This is a genomic window from Leptotrichia hongkongensis (assembly GCF_041538065.1).
Taxonomy (GTDB): Bacteria; Fusobacteriota; Fusobacteriia; order Fusobacteriales; family Leptotrichiaceae; genus Leptotrichia; species Leptotrichia hongkongensis.
Window position 1 is genome coordinate 55,392 of sequence record NZ_JBGORW010000005.1, and the last position, 14,779, is coordinate 70,170.

At 30.1% G+C, this 14,779-nt stretch carries 12 protein-coding genes; 11 read left to right on the top strand and 1 reads right to left on the bottom strand.

Translation table 11 applies throughout. The features are described 5' to 3' along the window. Positions 1 to 5: 5 nt before the first annotated feature. Complete coding sequence (locus tag ACEG17_RS04940; protein WP_372582798.1) at positions 6 to 437, bottom strand: MarR family winged helix-turn-helix transcriptional regulator; 432 nt, start codon at positions 435 to 437, stop codon at positions 6 to 8. Between the two features lie 493 nt (positions 438 to 930). Here ACEG17_RS04940 and ACEG17_RS04945 point away from each other — a divergent pair, with 493 nt between their 5' ends. The 11 genes from ACEG17_RS04945 (at position 931) to ACEG17_RS04995 (ending at position 14,771) form a co-directional block, all read left to right on the top strand. After that, positions 931 to 1,392: a YhcH/YjgK/YiaL family protein gene (locus ACEG17_RS04945; RefSeq protein ID WP_372582799.1), complete on the top strand. Its 462-nt coding sequence runs from the start codon at positions 931 to 933 to the stop codon at positions 1,390 to 1,392. Positions 1,393 to 1,634: 242 nt separating this feature from the next. After that, positions 1,635 to 2,657 carry a hypothetical protein gene (locus ACEG17_RS04950; protein WP_372582800.1) on the top strand — a complete coding sequence of 341 codons (1,023 nt, stop codon included), beginning with the start codon at positions 1,635 to 1,637 and terminating at the stop codon, positions 2,655 to 2,657. Positions 2,658 to 2,693: 36 nt separating this feature from the next. After that, positions 2,694 to 3,647, top strand: a complete 954-nt coding sequence (locus tag ACEG17_RS04955; RefSeq protein ID WP_372582801.1) for an NAD(P)-dependent oxidoreductase — start codon at positions 2,694 to 2,696, stop codon at positions 3,645 to 3,647. Positions 3,648 to 3,679: 32 nt separating this feature from the next. Continuing rightward, positions 3,680 to 5,125, top strand: a complete 1,446-nt coding sequence (locus ACEG17_RS04960) for a PTS galactitol transporter subunit IIC (protein WP_372582802.1) — start codon at positions 3,680 to 3,682, stop codon at positions 5,123 to 5,125. Between the two features lie 52 nt (positions 5,126 to 5,177). Further along, positions 5,178 to 6,167, top strand: a complete 990-nt coding sequence (locus tag ACEG17_RS04965) for an amidohydrolase family protein (RefSeq protein ID WP_372582803.1) — start codon at positions 5,178 to 5,180, stop codon at positions 6,165 to 6,167. Between the two features lie 87 nt (positions 6,168 to 6,254). Beyond that, positions 6,255 to 7,772, top strand: coding sequence for an FGGY-family carbohydrate kinase (locus ACEG17_RS04970; RefSeq protein WP_372582804.1), 1,518 nt, complete (start codon positions 6,255 to 6,257; stop codon positions 7,770 to 7,772). Between the two features lie 482 nt (positions 7,773 to 8,254). Continuing rightward, entirely contained in the window at positions 8,255 to 9,130 is an 876-nt protein-coding gene (rapZ, locus tag ACEG17_RS04975; RefSeq protein ID WP_372582805.1) for an RNase adapter RapZ, read from the top strand. A gap of 53 nt (positions 9,131 to 9,183) precedes the next feature. Next, positions 9,184 to 10,992, top strand: a complete 1,809-nt coding sequence (uvrC, locus tag ACEG17_RS04980; RefSeq protein WP_372582806.1) for an excinuclease ABC subunit UvrC — start codon at positions 9,184 to 9,186, stop codon at positions 10,990 to 10,992. A 19-nt stretch (positions 10,993 to 11,011) separates the two neighbouring features. After that, entirely contained in the window at positions 11,012 to 12,028 is a 1,017-nt protein-coding gene (locus tag ACEG17_RS04985) for a hypothetical protein (RefSeq protein ID WP_372582807.1), read from the top strand. Positions 12,029 to 12,193: 165 nt separating this feature from the next. Next, complete coding sequence (locus ACEG17_RS04990) at positions 12,194 to 13,711, top strand: ABC transporter ATP-binding protein (protein WP_372582808.1); 1,518 nt, start codon at positions 12,194 to 12,196, stop codon at positions 13,709 to 13,711. Beyond that, entirely contained in the window at positions 13,704 to 14,771 is a 1,068-nt protein-coding gene (locus ACEG17_RS04995; RefSeq protein ID WP_372582809.1) for an ABC transporter permease, read from the top strand. Before ACEG17_RS04990 ends, ACEG17_RS04995 begins: the two co-directional genes overlap by 8 nt. Positions 14,772 to 14,779 lie beyond the last annotated feature (8 nt).

The window sequence follows — 14,779 nt, forward strand, 5'->3', positions numbered from 1 at the left end:
AGATTTTATATGTTTTTAAATTTTCTTAAAATTTTTATTAATTCCTGTTTTTCTTCGGATGAAAGGATACTATAGGTATTTTTTATTTCATTACGGTGTTCAGGTAAAAGAGTTTCAAATAGTTTTTTTCCCTCATCTGTCAAACCTACTAGAAACGCACGCTTGTCTGTTGGGCAAGCCTTCTTGTATAACCAGCCTTTTTGTTCCATATTTTTTATAACAACCGTAATATTTCCTGAAGTTGACAATGCTTTTTCAATAAGTTCGCAAACACGCATTTCACCTTTTGTATAAAGCACATCTAGAACACTAAATTGTGAAACAGTAATCCCTTTCTCCCTAAAATCTTTTCCAATTTTATTATTAATGCTCTTAATAGCCTTTTGCAATATAATCTGCAAATGAATATCCGAATTTTTTTCCCAGCTTGTATCCATAAATCATCTCCTTAACAATTTCACTAATTAGTAATTAATTTATTTTATCACTAGTTAGTGATTCTGTCAATATTTTTTTGTATATCCAAATAAAAAAGAAAAATAAATAATGGAATATAATAAAAATAAACTATTAAGAGTAGATAGAAAAATAAAAGTCTAATTATTGGGAAATTCTGAATAATTAAAAATAGTCGTAAATAGAGAACCAAGTATATTAAGTGCTTAAAAAAATTATTATAAATTAAATTTATTATCTAATCCTAAGATAGTAATAAATACTTGTATAGTTGTAATTTTGTTAAAATTAGAATTTTAATCGATAAAATTACGTTTATTGACAAAAATTATTAGTAAAAAAAAGATAAAAAAATTGAATAAAATTTTTGTTATAATTTCATTTTTTGAATCTTGACAAAAATAGAAAACAAGTTATACTTCTAGTAGTGTAATAGAGAATAGTAGATAAAAGAGAAATATCTTGGAGGTCAAAATGATATATACGAATTTAAAAGATACTTTGCAAAATAAAAATATTGCTAAAAAAGTTCAGGAATGTATTGAATATACAAATAAAAATTTAGAGGAACTAAAAAAACTTGATGGTGGAGCGTATGATATTGAATTAGGCATAAAAATGCATGTGAATACCTACGAAACAGGCACAGAGGAAGATAAAATTATGGAAACTCATCTAAAAAATCTAGATGTACAAATAATGCTTTGTGGAGAGGAATATGTGGCATTTAATACTTCGGATAATATGAAAATTGAGAAAATAGATAAAGAAAAAGATTTAGTTATTTATTCGGGCGATGTTTTATTTAACATTTTGTTAAAGAATGAAGATGTATTGGTGTTGTATCCAAATGATGTGCATATGCCAGGATTAAAAGTGAAAGAATCAAAAAAAATAAAAAAACTTGTTTTTAAAGTACCGTTAAATGAACTTTAATTTTTATTTTTAATTAAAATAAATGAAGTTCAGTCTTTATTAGACCTGTTCGATAATTGAAAATACAATTAGATAGATATTGCTCTGAAAAGAGCGAGATATCTTAGTTAGAGATAAAAATACAATGTTACCGAACAAGTCTATTATTATTTTCAAATTCTACTTAGATATATCTAAGTTATTATCAAATCAAAAAAAACTTTTGTTTTAAAGTAATTATTTTTTGGAAAGGAGGGAAAAAAGTGAATGTAAAAAAAATTTTTTCAGATGAATTACCATCGTGTTATGCGGTTAATCGTATTCAAAAAGATGATAAAGATTATTTGATGGTAGCTTCGGAAGTTGAAAATTCTTGTTTTGCTTATGATGTAAATGATAATTTTTCAAAAAAAGTTGTCTGGGATACTGTAGGTGGAACAATGAGTATTATTCAAGTTCCGGGTACGCTAGATTTCTTAGCAACTCAAAAATTTTATCCAGGTTTCAGCTCAAAAGAATGTCAAATTGTTTATGGAAAATATAAAGATGAAAAGTGGGAAGTAAAAAAAATTATAGATTTTCCGTATTTACATAGGTTTGACCTGATAAAACAAAAAGATGGAAAAATATTATTTGTTGGTTGTACGATTGCAAATTCTAAAAAATTTGTTGAAGATTGGTCTGATAAAGGAAAAATTTTTGTTGGCGAATTTGATTTAGATAACGCAAAATTAAAAAATTTGAAAGAATTACCGCTAAGATTGTTAAAAAATCATGGATATTATGAAGTTCAAAAAGAAGGATACTCACTTATTACAGCTGTGGAAGGAATTGTGAAATTAACTTATCCTGAGTATTCTGACACAGAAGACTGGAGACTTGATATAATTTTTGGCGAAGAAACGAGTGATATTGTTCAAGTTGATTTGGATGGCGATTCTCAAAAGGAAAATGTCATAATTCAAGGATTTCATGGAGATATACTTAGAGTTTTTAATGAAGACTTTTCAAAAGAATTATATAAATATCCAGAGCCAACAGAGTTTGGACATGCTATCTGGGGTGGAAAATTACAAGGTAAAAATGTATTTTTATACGGTTATAGAAGTGGAAAAGCTGATTTGTCGCTATTTAGTTATGAAAATGGGAAATTTGTTCAAAATATAATTGAAGAAAAATGTGCATCAAGTAATGCAATAGCCTTTGAAAAAAATGGAAAAGCGTATGTATTTTCAGCAAATAATGGAAATCATAAAGTGACGCTTTATGAAGTTTCAGAAATTTAAAGTTTTAATGATAAATAAAAATATTGGAGGTATTAAATGGCAAAAGAAAAAGTATTAGTAACAGGGATTGTACCAAAAGAAGGACTTACAGAATTAATGGAAAAATTTGATGTGACTTATTCAGAAGAACCTTTTACTAGAGAATATGTGCTAGAAAATCTGCATAAGTATGATGCACTTTTACTGATGGGACAAAAAGCGGACAAAGAGCTTATAGAAGCAGGAAAAAATTTAAAACTGATTTCACTGAATGCAGTAGGATTTGACCATGTTGACATTGAATTTGCAAAGAGTAAAGGAATCGTGGTTGAAAACTCACCGCAAGCAGTAAGAGTTCCCACAGCAGAAATGACTTTTGCGTTATTATTGGCTGCGACAAAAAGATTGGCATTTTATGACAAAATTGTTAGAGAGGGAAATTGGATTGATCCAAGTGAAAGAAAATATCAGGGATTGACATTGGAAGGAGCAACTTTAGGAGTTTATGGATTTGGTAGAATTGGTCAAACAGTTGCAAGATTAGCTCAAAGTTTTGGAATGAAAGTTTTGTATCATGATACATTTAGACTTAGTGAAGAAAAAGAAAAGGAATTAAATGTAAAATATGTTGAATTTGATGAATTGTTGAAAAATTCAGATGTAATAACAATTCATGCGCCGGGATTACCTACAACAAAAGGTAAATTTAATAAAGAAGCTTTCAAAAAAATGAAAAATAGAAGTTACCTTATAAATGCAGCTCGTGGTCCAATTATAGTGGAAGCTGATTTGGTTGAAGCATTGAAAACAGGAGAAATTGCTGGAGCAGGACTTGATGTATTTGAGTTTGAACCTAAAGTTTCAGAGGAATTAAGAGCTTTAGACAGTGTGATTATGGCACCTCATGCTGGAACGGGAACTGTTGAGGGAAGAATAACTTTGGCAAAAGAAGCTGCTGAAAATATCATTGAGTTTTTTGCAGGAAATTTAAGAAATGTGGTAAATCCATAAAAAATTAAAATAAAAATTTTAAGGAGAAAATTATGTTAAAAGTGTTTAGTGATATATTTAATACACTGGGACCAGCAGTAGTTGTACCGATAATGATTTTTGTAGTGAGTGTAGCACTTGGAGTGCAAGTTAAAAAATCGATTATGAGCGGACTTTATGCAGGAATTGGTCTTACAGGATTTGGATGGGTAATAGGAAGTTTTGCACCAGCAGTAACTCAGTTAGTTGATCAAATGGTAAAAGCTACAGGATTGAAGCTGGAAGTAGTGGATATGGGATGGCAAATGGGTTCTAAAATGTCATTTTCAACAACTATTGGACTTTCATTTTTTGTATTTGGGTTACTGATTGAAATTTTATTATTTGTAATTGGAGTAACTCGTGTATTTGTTCCATCAAATTTATGGAATAATTTTGGATATATGATTTGGGGAGCAATGGCATATCAATTTACTCAAAATTTTGCATTATCATTTGCATTTATGATTTTTATGTTACTTTACTCACTGCTTTTATCAGAAACAGTTGCTGATAGATGGTCTGAATATTATGGAGTTAAAAATGCAACAATCAATTCAATTCATAATGTGGAATCATTAGTTCCAGCGATTATTCTTGATCCTTTGTGGAATTTATTGGGACTTCACAAATCAAAATTAAACCCAGAAACATTAAAGAGAAAATTGGGAGTTTTTGGAGAACCGACAATGCTTGGAGCAATTTTAGGACTTATTATGGGAATTTTTGGGAATATAAAATCATTAGGAACTTTAGATGCCTGGGGGCAAATTTTAGGATTTGCTGTTGCATTATCAGCTGTTATGACAATATTTCCATTGATTACAGGAGTATTTGCAAAAGCGTTTGGACCGCTTGCAGAAGCAGTTGAAAAAAATAAAAAGCAAGATGCTTCAAATGAACGTGAAACTGATAAAAGAAGATGGTTTATTGCAGTTGATGATGGAGTAGGATTTGGAGAACCTGCAACAATTATTGCAGGAGTGTTATTAATTCCTGTTATGGCAATACTGTCATTTGTTTTGCCAGGAAATAAGACATTGCCAATGGTCGATTTAATTGCAATTCCTTTTATAATTGAAGCAATGATAGCTGTTACTAAAGGAAATATTTTAAAAACAATATTAAATGGAATAATTTGGCTAAGTTTAGGACTTTATGCAAGCAGTTTTATAGCACCATATTATACAAGTGCGGCAATCGCAACAAAAGCTTTACCTGCAGGGGCAGCATTAATAGCAAGTTTTAATTTGACAGCTAGACCACTGAATGCACTAATTTTCTTCGCTTGGATTTCAGGAAATCCTATATTAATAGGAATTACAATAGTTGTATATCTAGTAGGACTATTCTTCTTAAGAACAAAACGAGAAAGTATCTATGCTTATTTGAAAAAAATGGCTGATAAAAATAGTGGATTTGAAGGAAGTAAAGAAAAAATATTTATGGGACAAGATTAAATTAGAAAAATTGAATTATAATTTATAATTATGTAATTAAAGGAGAAAAAATATGAAAAAAATAGATGCACACGCACATATTGTAAAAGCAGTTGCTGGATTCAATAAAAAAGGGAGAATGACTCCGCTTGGAAATGGAAAAGTAATATGGGATGATGGAGATGTAACTCAATTATTTCCTGAAGGTTATGGAGACACAGAATTTACAGCAGAATCATTTTTAAAGTTGCTGGATGAAAATGGTATTGAAAAATCTGTACTTTTACAAGGACATTTACATGGATATCAAAATTATTACACTTATCTTACAATAAAAAAATACCCAGAAAGATTTATAGGAGCTTTTTCAGTAGATCCTTATGCTAAGGAAGCGCTTGAAATTACTAAAAGATATGTAGAAGTTTTAGGGTTTAGAGCAATAAAATTTGAAATAAGTGAAGATGGAGGAATTCATGGATATAGAAATACAAATCCATTTAGACTAGATACAGATCCGTTTGTAACAAGATTATTTAATTATTTGGCAGATTATCCTGGATTTGTTGTTACAGTAGATTATGGTAATTGGGATCAAATAAGCCATCAGCCACAAGCGATTGCAAATCTTGCAAAACTTTATCCTAATATTGATTTTGTAGTTTGCCATTTATCATTCCCACATGCAGCAACTCCTGAAAGAGTGAGAGCAGATCTTAATATGTGGAAGGAATATCCTAATATTTATACTGATTTATCGGCTATTCAAGATATAGATAGCCCTGAAGATTATCCATTTCCAAATTCGTACAAAAATGTAACTATTGCAAAAGAAATTTTGGGAGCAAAACGACTTATTTGGGGGACAGATTCTCCTTGGTCTGCAACATTTAACACTTATAATGAATTAGCAACTTGGCTTGAAAATGTAGATATTTTTACAAAAGAAGAATTAGAGGATGTTTTCTATAATAATGCTCAGAAAGTATATTTTAAACCTGAAGCAGTAAAAGCTATAAAAGAATCTGTTGATCCTGCAACAGAAGGAATAGATATAAATATTTAAGAATTTTAAAATATTTAATTTGAAATACAAGGAGCTTTTGTTTCTTGTATTTCTTAATGTTGACTTTTTGTAAAAGGAGAATAGTTTATGAAATATTTTTTGAGTATAGATTATGGGGGAACAAACACAAAAGCTATTATTTTTGATGAGAATGGAAATGAAATTGGTGTCTCTTCTTTTCATACGATGAGAAAAGAAGTAAAACCAGATTACAGGGAAGTTGATTTAAAAGAAACTTCAGAAGCTATTTATGATTCGATAAAAAAAGTTCTAAAAAAATCAAATCTAACTGGAAGAGATATCAGTGCAGTCGCTTGTGTTGGTCACGGGAAAGGACTTTATGTACTAGATAAAAATCACAAGGAATTTATGAACGGAATTTTATCAACAGATGGAAGAGCGGGAGAATTAGCTAATAAATTTGAAAATAAAATAAAAAAAATATGGAATAAGACAAGACAGCATGTTTTTGGCGTTCAAAATCCGGTATTGTTACGTTGGTTAAAAGAAAACGAACCTAAAGCTTATAATAATATAGGAGCAATTTTATCTGCAAAGGATTATGTTCGTTTTAAACTAACTGGAAAAGTAAATCAGGAATATGGAGATGCTTCGGGAAATCATTGGATTAATTTTGAAACAGGAGCCTATGATGATGAAATTTTAGAATTTTTTGAAATTCCTGAAATGAAAGAAGCACTGCCGCCATTAGTTGATTATAATGAAATTGTCGGAGGAGTTACAAAAGAGGTTGCTGAAATTACAGGGCTTTTAGAAGGAACTCCTGTTGTAGGTGGATTGTTTGATATTGATGCTTGTGCAATAGGTTCTGGGGTTTTAGACAGCTCTACATTTAGTGTTATTGCAGGAACTTGGAATATAAATACTTATCCATCGAAAACACCTGCATCATATGAAAGCGGTCAAATGAACTCGTATTTTCCAAATCGAGATTTTTTAGTAGAAGAATCGAGTCCAACTTCTGCTGGAAATCTAGATATTATTTTAAATATGCTGATGTCTGAAGAAATGTCCAGCCTAAAAGAAACAGAAAGTATTTATATTGGACTTGAAGCATTTTTAAAAGATACCACGGCTTCTTATAGCAAAGTTATATTTTTGCCATTCTTGTATGGAAGTAACACCCGTACTGAGGCACCATCATGTTTCTTGGGACTTACAGCGACAACTACAAAATTAGAAATGGTTCGTTCTGTTTATGAAGGAATTGTATTTTCTCATAAACAGCACTTGGATAAACTGGAAAAAAATTTAGGTAAAAGGCCAGATGTAATTCGTATTTCAGGAGGTGGAACTAATTCAAAACAATGGTGTCAAATTTTTTCTGATATTTTAAATATTCCTGTTGAAACTTTAGAAGGAAGTGAGTTAGGTGGACTTGGCGGAGCGATTGCAAGTCAGCAGGCAATAGAAAAAACTTCGTTAGAAGACACCATAAAAAAGATGGTTAGAATAAAAGACAGATACGAGCCTGTTGAAGAAGAACATAAAAAATATATAAAAAAATATGAAGTATATCAGGAAATCCTAAAAAGTATGGATACAACTTTTCATAGTTTAAAAAAATTAAATGAAGAATTATAAAAATTAAAAATATTATCCATTTAAAAAAGATAAAATAAGTGGGTAATATTTTTATTAGTTATAGAAATATTTATCTTAACTTGCATATTGAGTATTGAAAAAATATTTATGTTTATAGTAGAAGTATTTTATTACAATTAGTATTTCATTTCATATTATCTTAATTTATATTCGTAAAATTTCAATTTAACAATTTCATTAATTATTAGCTTTATCAATAATTTTTTGTATATCCAAATAAAAAGAAAAATTGATTTTTATTAATTCATAAGGTATAATTAAAAAATAGATAGTGAATAAAGATAAAAAATAAATAGAGTGTAAGATTACTTAAAATTCTAAGTAGTCTTTTTTTGGAATAAAATATTTGTGATAATTGTTTTATTTACTAAAAGAAAAATTATTTATATTTATTAAGAGATATGCTATAATAATTTCAAGTGAAATGAAAAATAAATTTATTTTGTAAAGAGGGCTGTTTTATGGATAAAGCAAAAAAAGAGCTGGTTATAATAACTGGAATGAGTGGGGCTGGAAAATCTGAGGCAATGAATTTTTTTGAGGACAGGGAATACTTTTGCATTGACAATTTTCCTATTAATTTATTTCAGTATTTGAATGAGATATTTATTAGCAGCGAGAAGAGAAATCGGGTTGCAATAGCGATAGATGTTAGAAATCAGGAGTTTATAGAACAATTGACAAAACAGCTCGAAATACTGGATAAAGAGGAAATCTTGCATACTATGATTTATCTGGATGCAAGAACAGATGTTCTTTTGAGCAGATATGAACTTTCCAGAAGAAAACATCCTCTAAATCTATATGATACATTACTTGCAAATATAAAAGCGGAACGTAAAATTATAAAAGATTTTATGGTAAAAGCAGATTTAGTGATTGATACAAGTACGTTATCGGTAAAGGAGCTTCAGGAAATTTTAGAAAAGGAATTTTCAGGTCAAAGAAAAAAAATAAGCATCAATTTAACATCTTTTGGCTTTAAATATGGAATTCCACTAGATTTACATTTAATGTTTGATTTACGGTTTTTACCAAATCCTTACTACATTGATAACTTAAAAAATAAAACTGGAAATCATAAGGAAGTTCAGGATTATGTAATGGGACTGCCAGAAAGCCAAGAATTTTACAAAAAGCTGTTAGATATGCTTTTGTATCTGATTCCAAAATATGAAAAAGAAGGGAAATCACATTTGCGTATAGGAATTGGATGTTCAGGAGGACAGCATCGTTCAGCTACCTTCGTGAATAAACTTTATGATGACCTTTCACAAAGGATGGATTATCATATTGGAAAATTTCACAGGGAAGTGGGAGAGAAAAAAGAAATTTAATTTATTCAAAAATATGAATGCAAATTATAAAATAATATAGAAAAAGAAGAAATATGGAAAAATTAAAAAAACTGAAAATTGAAGAAGAAATAAAATCACCAATTAAATATAAAGATATTCCGACACATCCTGGAGTTTATCTGATGAAAAATGCTCGAGGAAAGATTATTTATGTTGGGAAAGCGAAAAATTTGCAAAATAGGGTGAAATCTTATTTTATGAATGTAAATTCGCATAATCAGAAGACGCTGGAATTAGTAAAAAATATTAGGGATATTGAGTTTTTTATCTGTAAATCAGAAGTTGAAGCACTTATTCTAGAAAATAACTTGATAAAGAAGAATAAGCCAAAGTACAATATTTTATTAAAAGATGAAAAAACTTACCCATACATAAAGTTTACAAAAGAAAAATTTCCTAAAGTGGAAATTGTAAGAAGCACAAAAAAATTAAATGAAAATGCAGAATATTTTGGACCATATCCAATGGGAATATTTTTTGCAATGAAGTCGCTCATTAAGATATTTCCAGTGCGAGACTGCAATCGAAGTATGGATAAAATAACAAAACCTTGTTTAAAATATTATATGAAAACTTGTCCGGCACCTTGTAAGTACAAAGATATCGAAGATGAGTACAGTACAAATGTCAAAAATTTTAAGAATTTTTTGAAGGGACATTCTGACAAAGTTATTGAAATGCTGGAAATCCGAATGAAAAAATTTAGTGATGAAATGGAATTTGAGCGTGCGATTAATGAACGTGAAAAATTGGCTGTGATGAAAAAAATGCTGGAAACACAAATTATTGAATACAGTAAGGAGATTGATGAAGATGTTTTTGTGTTTGAGGAAAAAAGAGAAAATGTGTTTTTATGCGTATTAAATATTCGGGAAGGGAAGGTTATTAATAAGAACCATACGATAATTTCGATGGAGAGAAGTCAGGAGGAGAATCTGTTTGAGCGATTAATTACTTCGTATTATGAAAAAAGAAATATTCCAAAGCATATTATTTGTGATGAGAGATTTACGTCAAGCGAACTTTTAATAAAAGAATGGGCAAAAATTGAAAAACATAGAGAAATAAAATTTCATTTTCCAAAAATAAATAGCCGAAGATTGCAGCTGTTAGAAATGGGATATTTAAACCTGCGTGAAGAAGTGGAAAAATACTACAGAAAACGTCGTATGGTTCAGGAAGGACTGCGTAATTTGAAAAAAGAACTGCGGTTAAAAAGTTTGCCTTACCGAATTGAATGTTTTGATATTTCAAATATTCAAGGAAAAGATGCGGTTGCGGCTATGACGGTGGCACTTGATGGAGAAACAACGCCAAAGGAATATAGACATTTTAAGATTACCGTAAAAGACACGCCTGATGACTTTTTAATGATGAGAGAAGCATTGACACGAAGATATTCCAAAATAGAAAATGACCAAATGCCCAATTTAATTTTAATAGATGGTGGAAAAGGGCAGCTCGGTGTAGCTGTAGATGTGCTGGAAAAACTTGGAAAAATAGAGTATACCGATGTAATTGGGATTGCAAAAAGAGAAGAGGAAATTTTTAAAAGTTATGAAAGCGAGCCATATTTATTTGAAAAAACGGATGAAACATTGAAAATTTTGCAAAGATTGCGGGATGAAGCACATAGATTTGGAATTACACATCATAGAAAATTAAGAAGTAAACGAAATGTAAAAAGTGCATTAGATGATATTGCGGGAATTGGACCAAAACGTAAAAAGGAATTAATAAAAAAATTTGGATTGATAAAAAATATACGAAATGCAACATTGGAGGAACTGATGGAAGTTGTACCAGAAAACATTGCGATTTCTATAAAAGAAAATTTATAAAAATATTAGGAGGAAAAACTTGAAAAAATTAATAATTTTGATGTTGCTTGGATGCAGTATGACGAGTTTTGCTCTTTTTGATAAAATAAAAAAGGAGATAAAATGGAAGGAAGAAGAACAGCCACGATTTAATCAGGTAAAAGTGATTATTAATGGAGAAGAGAAAATGCGAAAGGTTATACCGGGGCGTTACGAGATAAAATTGTTCGAAATTACTTATCCGACAGATTTGTTTGGAAAGAACAGATTTTACAATGAATTTAACACCTTTTTAAAAAATATAAAAAAAGGAAAGAAATATTCATTGCTTCTAGAAAATAGATTTTATCAGGAAATGCAGGATATAAAAATTGATCAGCTTTCGGAAGAGGAAAAAATATTAGAGTTGCCTGCATCTTCTTTGGATGAATATTATAGACAGCAGATGGTTGCAATGTCAAGCGGTGCTAATTTGACAGAATACCTTGGGACAGATCAGGAATATTTGAATAGACAGATTTATGTGCTTTATGAACTTTTAAATAAAACTGATTTTAATCCCAAAAACGTTTATTCAGAACTGGATAAGGAGTTTTTAATCGAAGAGTTGAGAAATAATCGGAAAGAAGTTGTAGAAAATTTTGAAAAATCAAATGTTGAATTTTTTATAAAAGAAACTTATGAAAATTCAGGATTAAACAAGTTTAAAGATGATTCTGTGTACAAATTTGATAAAGATATTCTAATTTCTGATAAACTAGAAGATCAGGCAGTATTGCCGGAACTTCAAAGAAATGTTTATCTAACAGGTTTTCCTAACGAAATCATAGAAGAACTTGCGAAAAATCAGCTAAAATTAAAAAGAACACCATTACTACTTGAAAATAGTGAATATCATGGCTATACTTATAATGAAAACAATACAGTAGTGTTCATAGGAGGAAAAAATCCAAAATATTATTACAAGGATTATAAGATAAATGTCGTGAAAAAGCCAATAGAAGTACTTAGTTTGTTAAAAACAAGTTCAAACTACTATGTATCAGACTTTTTTTAACATTATATTTTTTATATAAATAATAAATTTGTTTAATATAAAATCTTAAATCATTTATTTAAAAATTTCTGTTAATTTAAAAATAACTAAAAAAGTTTTTTGATGAATGATTTATGGATGAAAAAATATTGAATAAGGATAAATCTTAGAGAAGTAGGAGGAAAAATGAGCGGATATATTTTGGAAATGAAAAATATACGTAAAGAATTTTTGGGCGGAAAAATTGTCGCAAATGATGATATTACGCTAAAAGTAAAAAAAGGGGAGATTCATGCAATTGTTGGGGAAAATGGAGCAGGTAAGTCTACGCTTATGAAGATTTTGAATGGATTGTATTCTCCGACTTCTGGTGAGATTTTTTATAAGGGGGAAAAAATTGATATTGAAAGTCCTACGACTGCGGCAAATTTGGGAATTGGAATGGTTTATCAGCATTTTATGCTAGTTGATACATTGACAGTTGCTGAAAATATGGTTTTAGGATTTGAACCTAAAAAGGGTGGAGTATTTTTTGATTTGAATACTGCAAGAAAGAAGGTTAGGGAAGTTTCTGAAAGATATGGACTGAATATTGATCCAGATGCAAAAGTGTCAGATTTATCAGTTGGAATTCATCAGAGAATTGAGATTTTGAAGGTGCTATTTAAGGGAGCAGAGCTATTGGTATTTGATGAGCCGAGTGCAGTGCTTACACCTCAGGAAGTAAAAGAACTTTATGAAATTATGAGAAATCTTGTAAAAGAAGGGAAAACAATAATCTTTATTTCTCATAAATTACAGGAAGTACTTGATTTATCAGATAATATCACAGTTATTAGACGTGGAAGCGATGTTGGAGAACTCAAGACTGAGGAAGCGACGAAAGAAAAAATTGCAAATCTTATGGTTGGACGTGTTGTACTGTTTGAAGTGAAACGTCCAGATGTGAAACTGGGAGATGTAGTTGTAAAAGTTGATAATTTAACTGTGAAAAGTGGAAATATTGAAAAATTAAAAGGTGTTTCATTTGAAATAAGAGAAGGAGAAATTCTTGGAATTGCTGGTGTAGAAGGTAATGGACAAACTGAGCTGATAGAAGCTCTTGCAGGACTTATAAAAGTTGATAGTGGAACATATTTTATAGATAACAATGAGTTGGAAAATAAATCACCAAAACTTATTAAGGAAAAAGGGCTTTCCCATATACCTGAAGACAGACATAAAAGAGCAACTATTGATGATTTTACTATAGAGGAGAATATGGCTTTAGGACTTCAGGATCAATATTCTAAAGGAATATTGCTAGATTATAGTGAAATTGAGAAAAAAACTAATGAATATATAGAAAAATATGATATTAGACCTACAGATGGAAAAATAAAATTTGGCGGACTGTCTGGAGGAAATCAGCAAAAAGTCGTTGTAGCAAGAGAGCTGGAACGTGAAAATAAATTTATTATTGCGGCACAGCCTACAAGGGGAGTTGATATTGGTGCAATTGAGATGATTCATAATACGATTTTGAATGAAAAAACTCAGAAAAAGGCTATAATGCTTGTTTCAGCAGAGTTATCAGAAATAATGGCGTTAAGTGACAGAATTGCAGTAATGTATTCGGGAAGAATTGTAGGGGTTTTGGATAGAAAAGATGCAACAACAGAAAAAATAGGAATATTAATGGCAGGAGGGAAAATAGATGATTAAAAATAAGATAAAGGATTTTCTACCATCTATAATTGCAGTATTAATCGCATTAATTATTGGTGGAATGATAATGATAACAAAAGGTGTAAATCCATTTACAGCCTATACCGATATGATGCGAGCAGCTTTTTATCAAACTTCGCCAAGATCTCCATTATTTAGTGGACTTGCAAAGACATTATTTATTGCAACACCATTAATATTTTCGGCACTTGCTACAATGGTAGCCTTTAAAGCGGGATTATTCAATATAGGAATGCAGGGACAGATGATTGCAGGAGGACTTGCGGCTACTTTCTGGGCAATTACATTTAAAAATTATGTTTTTGGAAATGTGATTGTTGTAATAATTGTTGCTATAATTGCTGGATTTCTTTGGGCTGGAATAGCTGGACTGTTACGTGCAAAATTTGGAGTAAGTGAAGTAATCAGTACGATTATGTTAAACTATATCATGATTGAAGTGCAAAATTTCTTGTTAAATGGGCCTTTAAAAGATCCTGCTTCACAAAATACACAATCTCCACGTATCTTTGAAGGAGCAAGATTACCGCTACTTTTTGCAAAAATTACAAAACAAAACTTAAATTTTGGTTTTATAATCGCAATTCTTCTGACAATAGGAATATTTTTCTTTTTCAAATATTTTAAAAAAGGATATGAAATAAAAGCAGTCGGGCAAAGTGATACAGTTGCTGAAAATGCAGGAATCAATCCAAGACACATTATGTTTTTGGCAATGGGAATCGCTGGAGCATGTGCTGGACTTGGAGGAGCTGAACGTGTTTTAGGTGGAGCATCACAATATACATATACAGAGCTTATAATGGGAGATTATGGATTTACAGGGCTTGCTGTGGCACTCCTTGGAAAAAACAATCCATTTGGAATATTAGTTGCGGCGATATTTTATGCAGCACTTGAAGTTGGGGGACAAATGTTGCAGCAAAGATACCAGATTGATAAAGATATTGTATTTATTATACAAGCATTAATCATTATTTTCGTAGCATCAGAAAATTTATTTAAATTTATGCTTAATAAAAAGAAAACGGTATAAATTTAATT